We start from the raw sequence: 19389 nt of genomic DNA, 5'->3' as shown, positions 1-19389 counted from the left end.
GATGAGGGTAGCACCCCTTTATATGTACAGACAAACCAATTTCCCGCTTAGATATGTAGCCCAGTATTTGGGCGATCTTAGCGGGCGGTATACAGCTGTGCGGCAAGGCGCCGGAGAACCGGCGCTTCGGCTGGCCGGCATTACCGAAGAGATGCAGCGGCAAATCGGCAGCCTGGAGCATGATGAGGAGCGGCTCGAGGCCATCCGGTTCAAACGTGACTTTTTTAATGAAAGAGCCAGCGCCGAGAAGCGGTATGAGCGGGTTGAGGCTTTGTTCACGGAAGAGCTGCGCCGCGAGATCAGGCAGATATTCGCCATGCGGCAGCAACACCGGGCCCGGATGGAAGAATTGCGGAAGAACTTCGAAGAGCTTGCGGCAGCGGACCGCCGCTGGCTGCAAAGAATCTATCTGGATGACCAGGAGCTGCGGGATGCCCTCACGTTTGTGAACAGTGCGATTACAGCAAAGCTTGATAAATACTTGCGGACACCAGCTGAGGAGCATGACCGGAATCTGCGCAAGCTGGATTATACGCTGATTAAATTTCTGACCCGCGCCAGCATGAAGACCAGTCCCTTCGCTAATCTGACATACTCCGGGATCGGGAATTTCAACGGTGCCCAGAAGACGGGAGCCAAACGGCTGTATCCCCGCCTGAATGATTCACTGATTTTGCAGGTTTACGACAAGCTGTTTCTTGACCCGGAGTGGATTACGCGATTGGAATACCGCCTGAACGCCACCTCCGTCGAGCTTGAGGGGAAGTATTATATTACGGTTCTGCAGAACACCAAGGGCGAGCGTCAGCTGTACAAATCCAGACAGGGACTTGTCACTCTCCGCGCCAGCGAAGCGCTGCGCAAGCTGTTCGGGAGTCTGCAGGAAGCGGAGGCTCTCCCCTATGCGGCCATGCGGGAACTATTTACCGCGCTGGGCGTCTCCGGTGAACAGGCAGATGATACCCTTCGCCAGCTCATTGGCAACGGCGTGCTGGAGCGGACGGAATATCTGAACGAGCAAGCCGGCAACCTGTCCGAAGAGCTGCTGCGGAAGCTGGAGCGCTACGGTGTCGATCACCCGTGTATTCCGCTGCTGCACGAGTTGAATTCCCTGACCGGACAATTTGCCGATTCGCTGGATGTTGGAGCTACTGAACGCCTGTATCACTGTGCCGAAGCGCTGGCTGCATTGTTCGATCTGGAGCCGATGCCCCGCCGCAGCCTGCTGTACATTGACGGCATTGATGAAACGTTGCAGACCCAGGACTACTCAAATCGGGAGAAACGACTGGCCCAGCTGTCCCGTTACCAATGGCTGATGATGTGCTTTGATACGGTGGTCAAGATGCAGTTTGCAGCCGGAGAGTTTTTCAAGAACCATTACGGCACAAGTTATGTTCCCGCAAATTCGCAGGAAGCCTCGAAGGTTCTCAGAGATATGGCGCAGGTGTTTTTTTCGGACACGGAGTTATTGAAGGAAACCTCGGGCCTGTTTAATTGGGATAAAGCATACAGCCATAAGCGGACTCAGCGCCTGCATAATATCGCCCGCCGCTTAACGGGATTCCTGAACGAAGCCGCGGCAGAGAGCGAGATTCTCATTCCTGATGCACAGACAGCGGCCTGGCAGAGTGAAATCCAGGAGGTGCTCGGGGAACGCCTGCTCTCGCACTCATTTTTTGTACAGGAGAGCGGCGACAGTATGGTGTTGAACCATATGTATAAAGGATTCTCGATTTACTTTGCCCGGTTTCTGAAATACCTGGAGGACTCCGGAAGCGAATACTCCGCTTATCTGCGTGAATGCTTCGATGGAAATCAGGTTGCGGATATCCGCAATACCTTCGGATTCAATGCCAATATCCGCAAAAGAACCGTGCAGAAAGAGATTGCCTTGCCCATTCAATCGATGACGGAGAGCGGACAGTCCCTCTCATGGCTGGATTTGGGATTCAGATACAACGCATCCACTGAGAGCCCCGAGTTCTTTGAACAGGCGACAGGCAACACCGTACGTCCGCAATTCCTGGGTACGCTGGTCCTGGTAGCTGCTCCGGCGATTCTCACGACCTTCGATATCCTTTCCTCTCATGGCACCAGCTATTTTGACCTCGGCGAGCTGATTCTCCGTGAACGGCTGAAGCCGGCAGGAGGATCGGATGAGGCTGTTATCCATGTTCCCCGGATCTGGCTCGGCGACCGCGAACTGATGGTTTCCCGGGAGAAATGGCTGCTCAATACCTCCGTGTTGTCGGAAGCATTCAGTGAGAAGGACCGCTTCGAAGCCTGGAAGCGCGCGATTGATTATTTTGATGCCAACGGCATACCCACCAGGTTCTATACCCGGCCGTTTAGCGGGGGAGCAGAGCCGGCTTCAGAGGTTACAGAGCGCAAACCGCAATTCATCAATTTGTCCTCGCCACTGCTCTTCCAGGTATTCATGCAGCTTGCGGCCAAAGGAGAATATATCGTAATCGAAGAGGAATTTCCGGTGGCGGCTCCGGAGCAGGACAATGTGCTGGAGTATACCTACGAAATTACATGTGGAGGGGAAGCTGAATATGCGGCTGCGAACTATTAATTGTTATTTATACGATAGCAAAGCGACAGCCTTGCTGATCCGGTCCATCCTGTCGTTCGTTCAAACCTCCAATCTGGAGAATATCATTCTGCAAAAAAGCTGGGTCTTCGGGTTCCATCTTAAGGTTACGCTTGATGCCTCAAATGCCAATCACCAGCTGGAAGAGCTGATTCGCCGCCATGCGGCGCGTCATTCCAGAGAGCGGACTGAAGATGAATATGTGAAGTATGAGCGCATGGTGAACAAACTTGCCCTGATGGAAGAGTATTCGGGTTCGTTCCTGCCGCTTCGCCGTGATGGCGAGGTGACGGTAGAGGAAGGAAATAGCTTGAGCCATGGCAATCCGCTGTGCAGCGCCAATGTGAATTACAGTATCGAACTGCTGAAGAGCCGGCTGATTGCGGATATTTATGAGTCATGGATTGGGCTGCCTGCCGACAAGCAAAATGTGGAAAGTGCCAAGATGTTTTTTATTACTGGCAGCAGCAGTCCAGGCGGGCTTAAGGTAGGGTATCTATCGCTCCGTTCGAATTTTGAATATTTTAAAGCCCAGTTGGAAGGGTTCAGAAAAGATGAAGCGACAGCGTCCAGAATTCATGAAGCTCTGCATGGACGGACGGACACGGAACGGGAATTCGTAACACACGGAGTGCAGAACTTCACAGAAGGCCGGTTCGAGCGGGAGTTTATTTTCGGAAGGCTGCGGATCTTCATCGGTTCGCTGTGGACGATTCTGGAGCAGGCGTATGAACGGGGCGAGCTAGTGTATGACAAGCTGTACTACGGCGAGGATTTCTTCGAACGCCATGATCAGGTCAGTTCGTTTCATCAAACCTTTTTTTCCAATTCCGATTTCTTGAAGCATTACCACGATAAAGGCTTTGTCGTCTACCGGTTCGTGGCCGCCGTGCTGTATTCCTTAATGCCGATGCTGGAAATTTCGCCACTGCGTAAGCAGAGAATTACCGGCTTGGTATCCGAGAGCGTGGAGTCGGGCTACGAGATGGATTGGAAGGATGCTTACAGTTATCTGGAGATGAAAATGGCGGGTGAGAGCCGAAATGACACACTGGTTAATTAGACGGGATGAACAGCTGTATCTGTATGGCAAGCAAGGGCTGCACCAGCTGAAAGCATCACCGGAAACCGCCCAAAAGCTGAAAGAGATTGTGTTCGGCGATAGTTCTGCGAACTGGAAGCCGATTGATGAGGCGCTGGCGAACCGGCTGCTCCCGGAAGGGAAGCGCTCTGTACCCGCAAGCGGGAAGCCGGAGGTTAATATCACGCCCGGCGGGCAATGGCTGCTGCGCGTGGTAACTCCGGAAAAAGCACTGCTGCTGCGCAATCTGGCGCCAGGTGATGATCCGGAGATCATGGCCGTCCTGGAAGACGGCAACCCGCAGTGGAGGACTGCAACGGCTGAGCCGCTTCTTCTCAGCTATGCCGGAAGCATAGCTGCCGCCTGCGAAGGTCTGCCGAATGAGGAAGCACAAGCAGCCAAACGCATCATTCAGATTGACATTAGCGGCGCGAAAAAGATCGTAGAGCCCAAAATACTGCTGGCCGACGTTCTGCGAACAGCCTCCAGGGAAGAAGGGACCGGTCCCGCCGGATCGGCGGAGGCCGTGGACTGGATCGCTTGCCTGAATGGGCTGGAACGTCTGGAGAATCAGCTAGTGCACAAATTTATTGTACACTCCAACGACCTTTTGCAGACTCCATATAAAATAGCTGCCGCAGCCGACGGAAGCTTCTACTGTGGCGAGGGTAACGCAGAGCAGATCGTCCGCGCCTCGTGCCGCAACCTGGAGCGGCTGCTGGAGCGGGTGCTGCCCGACTCATCGGCTGGCTGGCTGGTTACGGCAGGGCAGGAACACCGCCTTGAGCGGCAGGCGGAGCAGCTGTTCAAGACGTGGGAAGCTGCGGGACGTCTGGAGCGGATGGAATGTCATAAAGTTGCCTTTGCCGAGCTTTCCGGGAATACGCGGATCCATGCGATGATTCGCCGTTTTGTACCCGAAGCGGAGCTGCTTGAGATTTATGTGGAGCGGATTCCAGGAGTTGGCGCTTACCGTGCCGCTGCCGGAATAGCAGGAAATGCCTGGACAGACGGCTGCTGTGCTTCATCACAGCAAGCGGCTATTGAGGCGGCGCTGCTCCGGTTCTATGCTCTGGTGCAGCAGAACAGCATTCGCTGTTCCATACCTCATGATGCGGCTCAGCAGATGAATCGTGCACAGATTGAGCCGCCGGGGCAGGAGATGACGGCAGCATTTTCAGAAACGTATCACAGCTTGGAGCTGTTTATCCCTGTTTTGCAGAACTCGGGAATATCCATCTTGCACTTGCAGCGGAAGGAGGGAACACGAAATGAAGGAAGCGGTGTTATACCGGACGGACGGCATGCTTCTGCAGGAAGTTATTCATGAACTGGAGAAGCGGGATGTCCCTTATCGCTTGACGGATCAGCGGTTTTTGGCAGACGACTCGGTGCTGTTTGTCATCTTGGATCATTTGCTGGAGGAGGACATCGCCCCTTTCTACCGGAATGCTCCCGATCCGGGCGGCATTTTCTTCTTCCATCGCCTGCTGGACACGCTGCTTGTGGGCCCTATGCATCATCAAGCAGAAACCAGGGGATGTCTGGCTTGCCTGCGGCGGAAATATAAGGATGCCGAAAGGGAAAGTCTGCTGTCGCTTCTGTACAACGAGACGCCGGAGTCCGGGTCTCATCCGCAGGCAGCCGGATTTGTCGCCGATTGTATTCAGAATTCCCGTCTGGCGGCGGACAGCCTTCTCCGGTATGAAGGCTGTGCCGAGCATATCCACTTTGATGCCTTGCGCGCAGAAAGGTATCTGCTGAATGGACATGAAGCATGTCCGGTATGCTCGGCAGCGGCTTCTTCATCCGTTGCAGCTCCGCGTCAGCGGCAGACTGCAGTCACGGTGAAGCCAAACAGACGCACCTACCGGCTGCGCTCGGATTTGGGTACGGATGCGATCCTCCGCCAATGGTTTGATCCCGATGGCGGAACCATTACGCATCGCTACCGTGAGCTGCGTTCCTCCTATATCGAAGCCGGCGGTATGGAAATCCGTATTGGCCCTTCCTATGTCGAGACCGGATTTGGCCGGGCCTACCGGCGGCCGGATGCCGAGAAGCTGGCGGTTCTTGAAGCACTGGAAAGATACTGCGGAATGTGTGACCGGACCGCTCCTGCGGCGGAGAGATATTCCTATGAGCAGCTCTCGGGGCAGGCGGTAGACCCTGCGGTATTCGGCCTTCACAGCGCAGAGACCATGGCGCATCCTGCCTATAAACTGCAGCCGTACAAGGAGAGCCTGCCTGTGTACTGGACACCGGTTTTTTCTATGAAGGAACGCAGGCAAGTTCTGGTGCCGGAGCAGCTGGTGTACTTCGCCGACGGACACTTTAGAAGCGGCACGAACAGATTTGTCTATGACAGCTCCAACGGCCTTGCACTGGGCAATACATGGGAGGAAGCAGCCTTGCATGGTCTATTCGAAGTCATTGAACGCGATAATTTCCTCTGTGCCTGGTATAACCGCCTTCCCCTGCAAGAGATTGATATTTCCGGCAGTCATCTTGAAGAGCTGAAGCAGCTTATCTATTTCATGGAGCTGGAAGGCATCCAGATTCGATTCTTCGATATTTCGATGGAGCTTAAGCTGCCCAGTGTATGGGCGCTGGCTTATGACACACGCGAGGGCGCCGGTATGAAGGCATATAATGCCGCCGCCGCTCATGTTATTCCCGAGAAGGCTGTGGAATCTGCAGCGATGGAGGTCATCACCTCGCTTCCTATTTATGCGGCGGAGCTGAAGGAAGGCGGCAGTGCATGGGCACGGACGCGGCAGCTTGAGAACAATCCGGGCGCGGTCACCGAGTTCGAGGACCATGTCCTGTATTATGCAAGCGAGAGCAATTGTCTCCAGGCGCTGGACTTTGTACTGCGGGAGGATGGCCGGCAGAAGGCTTCTCTGGAGGAGCTTTATCCGGATGCCTACGATGCCGGAGGACGGTTTACCCATGACGATCTGGCCGGCGATCTGGAGGAACTGGCCGCCGAGATCATTGACCATTACGGCGAGTTGTATATAGCGGATGTGACCCCGGATGAAGTAGCGGGCTTTGGGTACAGCGCGGCCAAGGTGCTGGTTCCCGGCATGCTGCCCATGACATTCGGAGAGCAGCATAGACGCGTAATTCTGGAAAGGCTGACTCGGGAAAGAGAGCGGCGGGGGCTGGACAAGGACTTTACGGTAAACCCCTATCCGCATCCTTTTCCATAAGGGAGGGACATGTATGCATACGTGGAAAAGCTACAGGGTGTATTATCAGTTCCAGCCTGGGTATGACGGACTTATTCGGCTGCTGGCCGAGCAGCTGGAGGCGCATGTGGCCCGGGGACGAATCTCCAAATGGTTCTTTCTAAGGTATTGGGAAGACGGCCCGCATATACGAGTGCGGTATCTGGCGGACGAAGAGCTCGGTGAGGAAGAGCTGTTTAACCGGGTGAGAGACTACATAAGGCGCTATCCCGCGATCCACAGGCTGAGCAAGGAGGAATATTTCAGCGGCCATAAATTTGACGGCGAGCCTCTCGAGCTGCAGAACCTGGACTGGTACGAGGAAGGTGAGATTATCCCCAAGCAGTATGAACCGGAATACGAGCGATACGGCGGTGCCTCACTGATGCCGCTGACGGAATCCCTGTTCATGGAATCCAGCAGGCTGGCCGCCGATATGCTGGATCTGATGGCAGGAGGCGCCTTTACCCGCCGCCTGATTGTGGGAATGCGGCTGCTGGAAGAGCTGGCGGAAAGAACTTTTACGCGAATTCCCCGTCTTGGGGAGGTCCTGTCCTTTTACCGCAAGAGCGCGGACAGCTGGCAGCGGCTGTATCAGATCGGCGACATGGAGCTTCCCTCAAAGCTGGCTCGCTGGTGTGCGGAGCACCCGGACTGGCGGGAATCCACCGATCGTCTGCTGGGGAGCAGCGGGAACTACGAAGAACGGAGGAACAGCCTGCTGGACGGTTTTGCAGCCATTGCGGAAGCGGAGGACGATGCGCAGCGGGTAAGATCCATCCTGTATTCACACCTGCATATGCTGAACAACCGCTGCGGCATCGGTCCTGAATATGAATATGCGCTGTACCGGACTCTCTGGAGTCACAAAATGAATCAGGAGGTGGGTTCGGATGTTACCGTCCCATAATCAAATTTCCGAGTTTTACGATTATGATCTGCTGTTCGAGGAATTGGCGGGAGAGGAGCCGCGGTCCGTGGCCTGGAGATTCAACCAGCGGCCGCTGGATAATTACGAATTCCCCGGCAATGAAGTGCCGCTGGAGGAGTATCTGGACAAGGTAAGTCTTGAGCGCGGTCCTTCCTTCCCTGAGAATTTCGAAGTGCGGCTCGATAAGCTGCTGCTGAAGCGCAGATCCACACTGCTGGGCCAGATGGGCGCGTCGTGGTCGCTGAGCGAGCTGGCGGCTATGCTGAGCTGGTCCGCCGGACCGCGTGATGAGGACCGGCATATGGGAACCAATCATGCAGGCAAGCAGATTTCCATGCGGACCTACCCTTCGGGCGGGGCGATGTACTCCATCAAGCTGTATATGTATATCCGGGGAGTCGAAGGGCTTGAGGACGGCGTATACTATTATGCGCCGCTGCAAAAAGAGCTGTACCGCTACCGCAGCGCACTGTCGCCGGAAGAATTGGAGCAGCTTTTCCCAATGACCCTATACAAGACGGATGCCCGGAGTCTGGCCCTGGAGGGCGCATCCATTCTGCTGTTCTTTATGGCGGATTTGCGTTACAGCTTCAAGAAATACGGGCGTCTGGCCTATAAGCTTGCACTGCTTGAAGCCGGCCATATCGCGCAGAATGTACAGCTGGTCAGCACCGCAATGGACAAAAATACGCTGCCGATCTGCGGATATTTTGCGGACAAGGTGGAGGAGCTTCTGCTGTTAAGGGAGCATAAATACCAGCACTGCGTATATGGCATCGTACTAGGCTAAACGAAGGAGGAGAAGAAGATGTTGAATGCTTTTTTCGAACTGGAGGCAGCTGAGGAATCTCTGCAGGTCATTAATTGCTACCGCCGCACCAACCCGCTGTACTCGATCCCCCACCGTAATCCGGTGCAGCTGAAGAAGGCGCTTGAAGACCAGCAACTCTCCAGTGAATCCAAGGGCGCGGGCCGGCTCTATGAGAATGGCATCCTGGTGGACCCCGGTCATCTGGCCGTTCTTGAACGCTTCAAGGGAATGTTTCCCGATGTTGATGCCGACGTTGACCCGTATGCGCTGTCCATGGTGCTTACCAGCGGATATCTGCGGTCTGAGATTCGTGTAATCCGTTATGCCGATGTCGATATCCCGTTCGCTTATCCGGCCACACCGCCAATCAAGGATGAGAATGCCCCGCGGCATCATCTTGTGATTTACAGCGATCCCTCTGAACTGCGAAGATTGCACGAAGACGTTGACGTGAAGCGCAGGGATACCATATTTCTCTGCCGGGTAGCGGGGGGAGAGATTACAGAGATCGGCCCGGTTTACGCCCTGCACCCTTCCTTTTGCTTCGACTGCCTTATCGACAGGCTTGAAACCTATCATATCCGCTGGACAGGCCCATTGCCAAAGATCAGCTCTGCTGTGCTGGAAGAGGAATTTCTGAGAGCCCTGGTCGATCATTACAGCTCGTATATTACGCTACTCTCCAACGTACATGAGCGTAAAATTATTTTGAGCGGACATGAAATCCAGTACACCAGTCTGATCTCCCCGCGCTCCTCTCATTGCAAATGTCAAAAACAATGAATTAGAGGGTGTCTCTACAGCCGCTTGGCTGCTGAGGCTCCCTTTTTTGCTATGAGCAGAAATGAGGAATGGATTCAAGAGGTTGCTTTTAAAGGAAAACAATGGAATTCACAACCTTTATCTATTAAAATGAAGCATGAGATGATAGATGCAGATGTGGAGGACGATTCATGGATAATTTTATGGGGAACGTGATGTCCGAATTTCAAGCTCAGATCGACCGTTATTTTCGAGTGAAGCTGCTGCATGAAGCCGCCCAGGCGGCGATCGAGACTAAATTCTCAGAGTCTTTGCTGTTTGGAAAAATGACCTTGCTGCACTACCGGATGTTCGGCGGAGAGGATTACGGTATTTATAAAGCGGCTGCAGCCGTGGAGATGATGATTCTCGCGCTTGATATTATTGATGATTTACAGGATGAGGATCATGCGGATATGCCGTGGTGCCAGCTGCCCAAAGATATTGCCCTTAATCTGGCGATCGGGTTCCTCAGTCTTTCCCAGGAGACGCTGCTGTACAGCGATTTTCCTGCCGAACGGACCCGGAGCATTGCGGCTTTATTCAACGACCAGCTGCTGGCAGCCATTAACGGACAAACGCTCGATCTGATGAATGAAATTGAAACCGAAGAGGACTACCTTGTCATGGTGCGGCAAAAGTCAGCGGCGCTGCTGGTGTGTGCCTGTACGACCGGAGTGATTCTAGCTACGGGAAGTGCCGATATACAGGTGGCCGAATATGCCGAGGAGATCGGGATTGCCGCCCAGATTAAAAATGACTACCGGGATTTATTGAACTGGGACGGCAAGAATGATTTCATCCGCCGCAAAAGAACCCTGCCTCTGCTGTTTCTGCTTGCTGAAATCGGGGAGAATGACCAGTGGATTGCGGAGTATTTTGCCGGCGGCTTGGAGCCGGACGCTGTGCTGCACCGCTATGCCGAGTTCGGCGATGCCGTGGAACGCACGGGGACACAGCTATATACCTCGGTGCGGATGCGTTCGCATTATTATCGGTTCCTAGATGTCATTGAACATATGGAAGTTGACCCGAAGTGGCGGGATCTCATTATTGAGGCCGCAAAGTAGCTGGCGGTACCCCGCAATACCGCATGCGAAACACCGTAATCGATTGGCGGTAATTACGGACCACAATGTCGTTTTGCTCAGGACTCCAACCTGATATATTGGTTTCAAGGAAGAAAAAACCAATTATGAGGAGGAACAAACAATGTTACAAGAAATCATTCGTAAGATGGTAAAAGAGCCGGGGTTCTTGATGCAGCTTAAGAGCGGACAGTTACAGCTTGCTGGAATGTCTGCGCTGGAAGAACGGGCATTTATGGACGTAATGAACAGCCGCGGCAAAGATAATGACCCAACCCCTCTTAGAGGCATGTACTGGTGTTGATCATACACAATAATTTCCCTGGAGGCTTGTCCCATTGCCTAAATTATCGGGTCATCATCTAAAAATTATCGGGGGCTTGTCCTTCTTTATCCTATTGGTGGGTTATCTGGCCTTTGTGATTCTATCCCGCCCTATTATAGGAATTGACGTGGAGCTAACGCCGCATGGCACGGTTATTGTAACCAAAGTGGAAGCGGGCAGCTGGAGCGAGCATAAGACTCGCCCGGGGGATACGGTTCTCGAGGCAGACGGGGCTGACCCGCGCCTTCTGGAGACGATCCGCAAATACAACAGCATCGAAAATGTCCATTCACTCGTCATTGAACAGTCGGATCTGAATGGAGACCGAGTGACGTCCCGGCTGGAGGTAAAGCAGGAATTGTCCGCGCACGAGCTGGTGTTCCGCCTGCTTATCCCCGGCATATCTTTGCTGCTGCTCTTCGGGTTCTCCGTATATGTGTACAGGAAGAAACGAAATGACCGCGCTGCGCTGCAGCTCATCCTGTTCTTCCTTAGTATCGGGTTAAGCTACTTCAGTTCAACGCCCTCCGGAATGGCCGATCCGGTCGGACGGGTATGCCTTGGCGCCAGCTTCGCTGCCGTTCCTGTCTTTTTCGTGCACTTTATGCAGGTGTATCTTCAGCGGTTCAAGGAGCCTTTCTTGTCCCGACTCGTCCTGAAAGTGATGTATGCCTGTTCAGGTCTGGTAGCGATAATGATGATTCTGGATGTGGCTCTGACCCAACCAATCCACCCGCTCGAAACCCAGACACTGCTGGTCTTTTTTGTAGCCGCCAATTTTCTAATTGTCTACAAGCTGATCTCGGGATTCCGTAAGCACCGGTCCGGTGAACTGCATACCTTGTTCAAGTTTGCACTGACTGCGCATACTGTAGCCTTTCTACCTTTCCTGCTGCTCAACGCTCTGCCAGGACTGTTTGGCGTGACGTTTATTTCCGCAGAACTGACCGCTATCTTTGTATATGCGATTCCTGTTGTATACTTTTATCTGTTCGTTACCCAAAGACTGTTTGACATCGATTTTCTGCTTAACCGGTTATTTTATTATACAGCCCTTTCGCTGATTCCCGCCCTGCTGATCCTTGGCGTCATGGGACTGCTGATTCATCAAAATAAGTACAGCTGGATTGTTTGGGTACAAATTTTCCTGGCGGTTTATTTGATGATTACGCTGTTCCTGTTCGTGAAAGAGTTGATGGATTACCGGCTGCGCCCTTATTTTATGAAGGATTTGCAGGATTTTCAGGGGAGCATCGACCGTTTCTCCAAAAGAATTTCAAAGGTGATGAAACGCTCGGACCTTGAGCAAATTCTGGAGCGGGAAATCGGAATGATTCTGCCGATCCGCAATGTTTCTTTTCTGGAGATTACGCGCGAGAATGATCAGGGGCTAGTCCGTGTTAAGAGTGACGGAAGAGCCGATCCCCTGGTGGAACAGGAGCTGCAGCATTCGGCAAACGGACTTTCCGTTGGAGAAATGATCCGGATGCACCGGGGAATCTGTCTGGTGGTTGGAAATTATGGCCCTGCCCGGCATATTCTCTGGATCGACGACAAAACGAATTACACGAGCTTTAACTACGCTGAAAAAAACTGGCTGAAAACGATAGCGCATTACTCCAGCATTATTTATGAGAATCTGTTTCTCGTAGAGGGACTGATTGAGAATCTGGAAGGCGAAATTAAGAATCGTAATACGCTGGCCCCGCCATGGGTGCTGCGTCTGATATTTACACTGTCCGAGAACGAACGCCGCCGTCTGGCGTCCGATCTGCATGATGCAGCGCTTCAGGATCAGCTTATCTGGTACCGCAAGCTGGAGTCGCTGATGCTGGACTACCCGATGGAGCACGAACTTATCGTTCAACTGGATCAGATTAAGGAAGGGCTGCTCGATGTGATCCATCAGATCCGGCAAACCTGCAATGAGCTGCGGCCTCCGCTGCTAATGGAAATGGGCATCGTGGAAGCATTGAAGCAGCTGATTCAACAGGAGCAGATCCGGTCGGACTACACGGTGGAGCTTCATACTGAACCTGATGCCATCGAAATGGATGATGTCCAGATTCTGGCGGTGTACCGCATCGTTCAGGAACTGCTCAGAAATGCGGATAAACACGCCAAAGCTTCACATATCAAATTGACGCTGGAATCCCGCGGCCAACGGTTATATTTCAATTATAAGGATGACGGGCGGGGACTGGATCTCAAGGACCTTAAGGACTCATTCAGCCATATGGGAATATCCGGTATTCAGGAGCGTGTGCGGAGTCTGAATGGCGAGATTAAATTTGATTCTGCGCCTGACCAAGGCTTTGAAGTACGGCTGGTGCTTCCGCTTGCAGCCCGCCACGATGAAGGAGGTTATGATGATGGTGCGTATATTACTGGTTGATGATCATCCCTCGGTATGCGAAGGGACCAAAAATATGATCGAGCAGGACCCCGAAATGGATGTGACCGTTTCTTACAGTTCGCCGGAGGCGCTTGAAATGGCAAAAACGCAAGAATACGACTTGATGCTGTTTGATCTGAACATACCTGTGCTGAGCGGACTTGAGCTGACCAAAAGGCTGATTAGCATCAACCCGGAATTTCGGATATTGATCTATACAGGATACGAGATCAGCTCGAATTTCAACATTCTGGTTGAAGCCGGCGCTTCGGGCATAGTCAGTAAAACAGCGAGCAGAGAACAGCTGCATACCGCAATCCGCTGCGCGCTCCGCGGGGAATCGGTCATCCCCGTCACCCTGCTCAGACAGCTGCGCCGCAGCGATATGCGGCTGCCTTCCTCCCGTGACGAGAAGCAGATGGAGGACATCTCCATCAACGAGCGGGAGCAGGAGATTCTGCAGGAGGTGGCGGACGGCAGAAGCAATAAGGACATTGCCAGCAAGCTGCTGATGAGCCAGCGTACAGTAGAATATAATCTAACCCGTGTGTTTGAGAAGCTCGGCGTTCATTCCCGCTCCGAAGCTACGGTAAAGGCCAAGCAATTGGGGCTGATCGGGAACAGAGATTTTTTATAGAGTAAAATAGAATAATTAGCAGCCCCGCAAGTGTTCTGTGGCTCGCCCAATTCCAAAGGGTGTTGAGCACTTCGCCCCCGGAGACACAGAAGACTGCAATTTGCTGAACTGGTGCTGTTCCGCTTGCTATGGGGGTGGGTTACAATATCATGGAGTATTCAAGCACAGTAAAGCTTGCTCCTAAATGTCTTATAACGTCTAAGCCTGGATCAGAAGTTGGAGGGTATCCTAAAACGGCAAGATTGGATACCCTGTAATTGCATATCTGATATTGCTTGTTGCAGCAAGCCTTAAAACATCCAGTACCCTCATCAAGAAGGAAACGCGCAGTGTATGGACGAGCGAAAGAAGTCAATGTCGTCTCGAAAATAAGATACTTCTTAAGTTGGTTCAGGACAACCCCTTTGGAGGTTACAGGATTGGCCCTCCGGCTATTGCATCTTTGCACCGTAGGCAATGACTATCTTCGCATTTTGTGATCTCATTATCATTGATGATCGCTTCCGTTATTACGTCAATGAAGGGCTTAAATTTAAAAATCTTCCAATTGCTGTTGCCTACGATTTCCTCAGCTTTTATCTCTTCTACGCATTTCTCCATATTGGGAAATCCTTCTGAACAGCTCCCTACTTCCACTTCAATCGTCTCATTATCTTTATGCTTCGCCCATCTTCGGAACAATACTCTGCCTGCTCTTTCTTCTGCATAATGAATAGGTGTTGCACTGTCTAGTCCTACTCCAGCTAAAATGAGATAACTCTCTTCCATCTCATAAATATACTTATAATGTCCATATACATTTAGAAGGGTTTGCTTTGAAATGATTTCCTTGGACTTTTTCCCTATCGCAGCAAATGAATTTAAAGGATGTTCGCTTCTGTAACATTGTTTTTCATGAATGATATACTTGGGTATTGCACCCATTTCGGTTGAGATCATCCTTGTATCCATTTCAAATGCTACTGCATTATCAAACGTCGCGTGATCGTCATAGCCGTTTCTTTCGATTCGACGCTCTGCTGGCGGGGAGGTTTCACATCCATAGGTAAATGTCGGCACAATTAACGTGCAGTCAGTATCGAGAAATGCGTCGACGATGGTTTTAATCCCACCTTCAATTTCTCCAAATGATCTGAGCGAAGAATGCAGGCATATGATCTTCCCTTGAAGCCCGTTTTTTTCAATCTTCATCATGATTTCGTTCTTTGTTAGTCCCACTCTTACACCCCATTGTCATATGTCTTCTTGCAATAATCTTACTGGAATATAAATCCGATGATTTCTTTCATAAATGCTCCTTCATTATCGTCATTTATCTGCCTTCCTCTACCGCTACCCGCTGAAGTTGTCCTTCGATGTAATTCTTTAGCTCAGGATTGCGGCAATACACATAACAGCCCTTTATGCCTCTGGAGATCAGCACTTTGTAGATATTTTTGATCAATGCCGTAAGCTGATGATTGTTGTTCTTAAGGCCTCTTTTCCCCATGGTATCTTTGTATTCGTCATAATCGGCGTATATCTCCATGTTCTGCACATCAAACTTCAAATCATTGCCGATGATTACACCCACATAGTCGAACTCCAAGCCCTGTGAAGTGTGAACACATCCGATTTGCTCCAGTCCTTGCTCATGAATCGCCCACATGGTTGAGATGGCCCGTCCATTCCACGGCATCCGGAAATCATGCTCCTCAATGATGACATCGGCAATCTCTCCGTTCCGGTTACCCTCGGTGTCCTTAGTCCAGTTCCAGGCGAATCCGGCAAGCATCCGGGCTTTATGCCCCTCGTTCACTTTATCCTTGATGGCCTGATAGAGCGCATGGGGAGTATCCATAAGTCTGAATTCAAAAGTATCCTGATCCCAACCATTGAAATTGCCTGTCTGACTAATCTGAAAAATATGATCAATCCAGTTGAGAAACCCCTCCGCTCCCGAACAGCGAAACTGCGCAGTAAGCGTATATTCATGGACCTCAGATTGATGAAGTTCCGCAACCCGTTTTATTTCCGCTACCGATCCGATATCATCCGGCCGAATCCGCTGGAAATCGTCAATGAAGAACACATTAATTTTGGAGGCAGCAATAATATCCTCGATCTGGTTGAGGCCCCGGTATTGATATGCCCCTTTCCCTTTCAAGCGATGGGCTTCATCTACAACCAACACATCATAGAAATCCTTAGGTGCATCATAGAACTGCCCAGATCCGGCGAAAAGCGACCGCGCCCTGGCTTTGTTCTTCGCCTGCCGCTTCGCCAAAGTCTCCACCATTACCGTTCGAAAAGAGGCATTCGGCGCAATAAATCTAACGTTTAGCTTTTGTTTCAGCAGGCCACCCAACGCATTCATTGAAATGACCGATTTTCCTGTGCCCGGGCCGCCTTTAATTAGGATGGTACGCTTCTTACTCGTATCTTTGGCTAAACTGATGATCGTTTCATATGCGACCTTCTGCTCGTCCAGTAAAATAAACTCGGAGTTCCCTTGAAACAGTCCGTCTATGTGATCGATGAGTTTCTTCGAAGGCCGAATTCTCCCGTTCTCTATGAGATACAGCAGATTTACTCCGTTTCCGTTACCGATGTGCTTATGAAGGAACTCCTGGAGCTTCTGCGTGTCTTCCGCCATAAATAAAGGTGCTTTGCGAATATATGTTTCATAGCGTTCGTTCTTAAGCGGGTCTGGCTGAGGTGTCCGGTAATTATGTAAGTATGCGCAGGAATGGCTGGTTAAATCACTGCTATGAATCGCTTCATTCATATCCTCCAATTGCTGCCGGTAAGACCATGCCTGATAGGATGGATGAGGTGTTTCACGCTCCCTGCTTCCGATATGGGCAATGACCACATCTTCACGGTCCGTCTCCTTAGCGGCATCCCACTGCTTTAACTCCACGATCACAAAGTTATCCTTACCTTCCGCGTTCTGCCCTGCCACAATGAAATCAACCCGCTTACTCGTAGCCGGAATGTTGTATTCGATCATAATGCCGCAGTCATCGGCGATCTTGGAATTGCGCACGACCCGCTCCATGAATTGCATGGAGTTGTTCCAGGCTCTTCGTTCTCCGGGGCTTGGCCGCATCCCCATTTTGCTGATAAAAGCATTCTCAATCTCTACAGTTAACTCGTTATTATCAACCTTCTCCTTGAAGGCTAGCGCACTGCTGCTATAAATGATCATGTCGGCTGCTCCTAAAATCGGTATATTTGCCTTTCTTGCCACATGCTTGCTCAGCCGGATACGCAAAAAAGAGGCAACTATCCCTTCGCTGGGATAAATGCCTCTGAATGGTCAAGTCACGGCCATGCTTTGGCCTTGTTATATGCTTCTTAAATAAGAATATTATGGGTTTAGAGAATAGTCAAACTAAATTGGAGACCGGAGGATACCGAGGTTTCGTTGAATTGTATAAGTTCATGAGATTGAATAATCTCTGATATTTTGATTGAACAATTTCATTTGTCTGCGATAAGTCGATGCGGTTTAATTCCTTCTTCATGCAGTCCAAGTGCTTATCGACATTTATTGTATAGCGTAACGCTGCTTGCAGAATAACTGCCAAACCATCCAACACTTCTTGCGGAAAAGACTGAAGAACACGAACATAATCGTTCAGGAGTTCTGTCTTCCCGGACAGAATTTCTACAGCATATAAATTCACTTTGGCTAAGAGCCTGAAATCGCGGACTATGACTTGGCCTTCCTCTCCCAGGTCCTCCATCCAGCTGAGTTCAGCATAACGGTATATGCTGTTTCTGGCCTGTTCATAGTCGCCCAAGTTAAGATAAGCAATTCCTCGCATTTGCTCGCTGATACCAAAATAATATACCAGTGGATGATCCATTTTAATAAATGGGATACGCTTGCCTGTCGCCTTACAATACTGTCTTTCTTCATAAATATGCTGGGTGTAATTCCATAAGATGTTGGCTATATAGAGCATTTTGTTCCACTGCTCGGCTTGTTCTGCAGCTTCTATCATGTCGATAAGAATGTCGGAGTCGAGAGCTTTTAGGATAGAGTGATACATACATAAACCCTCCTTAAAAAGAGTAAAGTTAGCAAGAATCACTTTATCTAATAACTTAGAAGTNNAAGTAGTTATTTCAATGCATTATACCGCTTTTATAACCCTGCTAATTATTCTTAGTCTCTCCTAACCTTTAGGAGAGGTGATTAATAATGACAAAGTTACGCAATTCGGTTGGAGATAGAATCAGGGACATACGGAAAGCAAAAGGTCTGACCCAGCAACAGCTTGCGGAGTTATCTAACCTGGATGATGCATACATAGGATCAGTTGAGCGGGGAGAGCGTAACTTTTCTATAGATTCACTTGAAAAAATTGTGGATGCCTTAAAGGTTCATCCTAGCGAGTTATTTCAAAGCTACGATAAAACAAATAAGCTGGAGACTGCACAGCGGGAGGCAATCGATGAGTATGCTGTAGCTGTGAGCAGGCTTGGAGTAGAAGAGATTGAGCGAATGAAGCGGATTGTGAAGGAGATTCGAGGGGCGTTTGAGTAAGGTTTAGAAATGAAGGTTAGGGTCTTCCTTGTGATAGAAGCTGCCTAGCCTTTATGAATTGAAGTTACTAATGGCAAATGGAGAGTTATAACCAAAGATTGCGAGGATTATTTTCGAATTGCTGCTATTTATGGTATGTTTTCTTTAACATCCTTTGAGCGAAATTTTGTCAATTATTTTGTATAGGAAAGGGATAAAGAAAATGTTCATCTCCTCAATTTCCTTGGCAGAAGCCGCAAAAACAAAAAAAATACAATAATATCCATAAAGTGCCATGACTCTAAGACGCCATGGTGCATGCCGCGTTAATCTAGATTTTATCCATCCGGGATGAAAGGCAACAGACGACACCCCCGTCCCTTCAAAACGATTGGCCCGTTCAAAAGCAAGCAGTATGCGACCGTCCATCTTCTGAGTCATGGCCCGCATTCCGCTGAAACGATTTATAAGCTTGTATTCTTCGATAACATTTTTCCAGATTTCTGAGAAAACATGGATTGCCAGTAGCCACAGTAATGATTCTAGAAGGACGACTAACCTTCAACATATCAGTTAATTCTTCTAAAAGGAGAAAGTGGCTGAGGACGTACGCCGCGAACATTCGCTCTACTCCCTCTGGTGATCCATTTTTCCCAATAGGGGATCACCCAAGATTATCCAGAACATCTATACGGCATATTTTCGCTTAAACTCTGTACAGGCTGCGCGAATTGACGATTGCAAGGAAATACTTCATGGAGGATACCGCTACAGGATAGTTGATCAAATAAAGAAGCTTGAAGAAATCTTGACGAAAATCGATTATAAAATTGAATTATTTAAGCAATTCGAAGCCTCTGAATAGGATTTTAAATAAAACGCCCTACTTGTGGTACGGTTCAGCTCGTTTGGGACTTCCAGCAACGAAAAAAGAGCAGGGATACGCCCTGCTCCTGAGCATTAGTATTGTAA

16 protein-coding genes are annotated in these 19389 nt (G+C 50.4%); 12 read left to right on the top strand and 4 right to left on the bottom strand.

Annotated elements, in window-relative coordinates; all coding sequences use genetic code 11:
- The first annotated feature begins 1 nt into the window (after position 1).
- The 11 genes from KIH86_RS06725 (at position 2) to KIH86_RS06675 (ending at position 13901) form a co-directional block, all read left to right on the top strand.
- The gene (locus tag KIH86_RS06725; protein ID WP_223081559.1) at positions 2–2581 is read left to right on the top strand and encodes a lantibiotic dehydratase; all 2580 of its coding nucleotides are present in this window, start codon (positions 2–4) and stop codon (positions 2579–2581) included.
- The gene (locus tag KIH86_RS06720; protein ID WP_223081560.1) at positions 2562–3662 is read left to right on the top strand and encodes a hypothetical protein; all 1101 of its coding nucleotides are present in this window, start codon (positions 2562–2564) and stop codon (positions 3660–3662) included. Before KIH86_RS06725 ends, KIH86_RS06720 begins: the two co-directional genes overlap by 20 nt.
- Complete coding sequence (locus KIH86_RS06715; RefSeq protein WP_223081561.1) at positions 3643–5010, top strand: hypothetical protein; 1368 nt, start codon at positions 3643–3645, stop codon at positions 5008–5010. The genes KIH86_RS06720 and KIH86_RS06715 overlap by 20 nt, the downstream gene beginning before the upstream one ends.
- Positions 4952–6895 (top strand): YcaO-like family protein, encoded by a 1944-nt coding sequence (locus KIH86_RS06710; RefSeq protein ID WP_223081562.1) that lies wholly within the window; start codon positions 4952–4954, stop codon positions 6893–6895. Before KIH86_RS06715 ends, KIH86_RS06710 begins: the two co-directional genes overlap by 59 nt.
- Positions 6896–6908: 13 nt before the next feature.
- Positions 6909–7823 (top strand): thiopeptide-type bacteriocin biosynthesis protein, encoded by a 915-nt coding sequence (locus tag KIH86_RS06705; RefSeq protein ID WP_223081563.1) that lies wholly within the window; start codon positions 6909–6911, stop codon positions 7821–7823.
- Positions 7807–8634 carry a SagB family peptide dehydrogenase gene (locus KIH86_RS06700; RefSeq protein WP_223081564.1) on the top strand — a complete coding sequence of 276 codons (828 nt, stop codon included), beginning with the start codon at positions 7807–7809 and terminating at the stop codon, positions 8632–8634. Before KIH86_RS06705 ends, KIH86_RS06700 begins: the two co-directional genes overlap by 17 nt.
- An 18-nt stretch (positions 8635–8652) precedes the next feature.
- On the top strand, positions 8653–9438 hold the full coding sequence (locus KIH86_RS06695; protein ID WP_223081565.1) for a hypothetical protein: 786 nt from the start codon (positions 8653–8655) through the stop codon (positions 9436–9438).
- Positions 9439–9608: 170 nt separating this feature from the next.
- A complete protein-coding gene (locus KIH86_RS06690; RefSeq protein WP_223081566.1) occupies positions 9609–10526 on the top strand; it encodes a polyprenyl synthetase family protein in 918 nt (305 codons plus the stop codon).
- Between the two features lie 142 nt (positions 10527–10668).
- Complete coding sequence (comX, locus tag KIH86_RS06685) at positions 10669–10848, top strand: competence pheromone ComX (protein ID WP_223081567.1); 180 nt, start codon at positions 10669–10671, stop codon at positions 10846–10848.
- A 34-nt stretch (positions 10849–10882) separates the two neighbouring features.
- On the top strand, positions 10883–13264 hold the full coding sequence (locus KIH86_RS06680) for a sensor histidine kinase (protein ID WP_223081568.1): 2382 nt from the start codon (positions 10883–10885) through the stop codon (positions 13262–13264).
- Positions 13242–13901, top strand: a complete 660-nt coding sequence (locus KIH86_RS06675) for a response regulator (RefSeq protein ID WP_223081569.1) — start codon at positions 13242–13244, stop codon at positions 13899–13901. Before KIH86_RS06680 ends, KIH86_RS06675 begins: the two co-directional genes overlap by 23 nt.
- A 411-nt stretch (positions 13902–14312) precedes the next feature.
- Here KIH86_RS06675 and KIH86_RS06670 read toward each other — a convergent pair whose 3' ends face one another.
- From KIH86_RS06670 to KIH86_RS06660, 3 genes are all read right to left on the bottom strand, one after another.
- Positions 14313–15095: an AAC(3) family N-acetyltransferase gene (locus KIH86_RS06670; RefSeq protein WP_223081570.1), complete on the bottom strand. Its 783-nt coding sequence runs from the start codon at positions 15093–15095 to the stop codon at positions 14313–14315.
- A 118-nt stretch (positions 15096–15213) separates the two neighbouring features.
- The gene (locus tag KIH86_RS06665) at positions 15214–17091 is read right to left on the bottom strand and encodes a DUF2075 domain-containing protein (protein ID WP_223081571.1); all 1878 of its coding nucleotides are present in this window, start codon (positions 17089–17091) and stop codon (positions 15214–15216) included.
- 181 nt (positions 17092–17272) lie between these two features.
- A complete protein-coding gene (locus tag KIH86_RS06660; RefSeq protein WP_223081572.1) occupies positions 17273–17941 on the bottom strand; it encodes a DNA-binding protein in 669 nt (222 codons plus the stop codon).
- Between the two features lie 152 nt (positions 17942–18093).
- Here KIH86_RS06660 and KIH86_RS06655 point away from each other — a divergent pair, with 152 nt between their 5' ends.
- Positions 18094–18438, top strand: a complete 345-nt coding sequence (locus tag KIH86_RS06655; RefSeq protein WP_223081573.1) for a helix-turn-helix domain-containing protein — start codon at positions 18094–18096, stop codon at positions 18436–18438.
- Between the two features lie 144 nt (positions 18439–18582).
- Here KIH86_RS06655 and KIH86_RS06650 read toward each other — a convergent pair whose 3' ends face one another.
- Positions 18583–18858, bottom strand: a complete 276-nt coding sequence (locus KIH86_RS06650; RefSeq protein ID WP_223081574.1) for a hypothetical protein — start codon at positions 18856–18858, stop codon at positions 18583–18585.
- Positions 18859–19389 lie beyond the last annotated feature (531 nt).

The sequence above is a fragment of the Paenibacillus sinensis genome, from assembly GCF_019904155.1.
Lineage (GTDB): Bacteria > Bacillota > Bacilli > Paenibacillales > Paenibacillaceae > Paenibacillus_AQ > Paenibacillus_AQ sinensis.
Note: the sequence above shows the minus strand (reverse complement) of the source record. Positions and strands in the feature narration are given on the sequence as shown.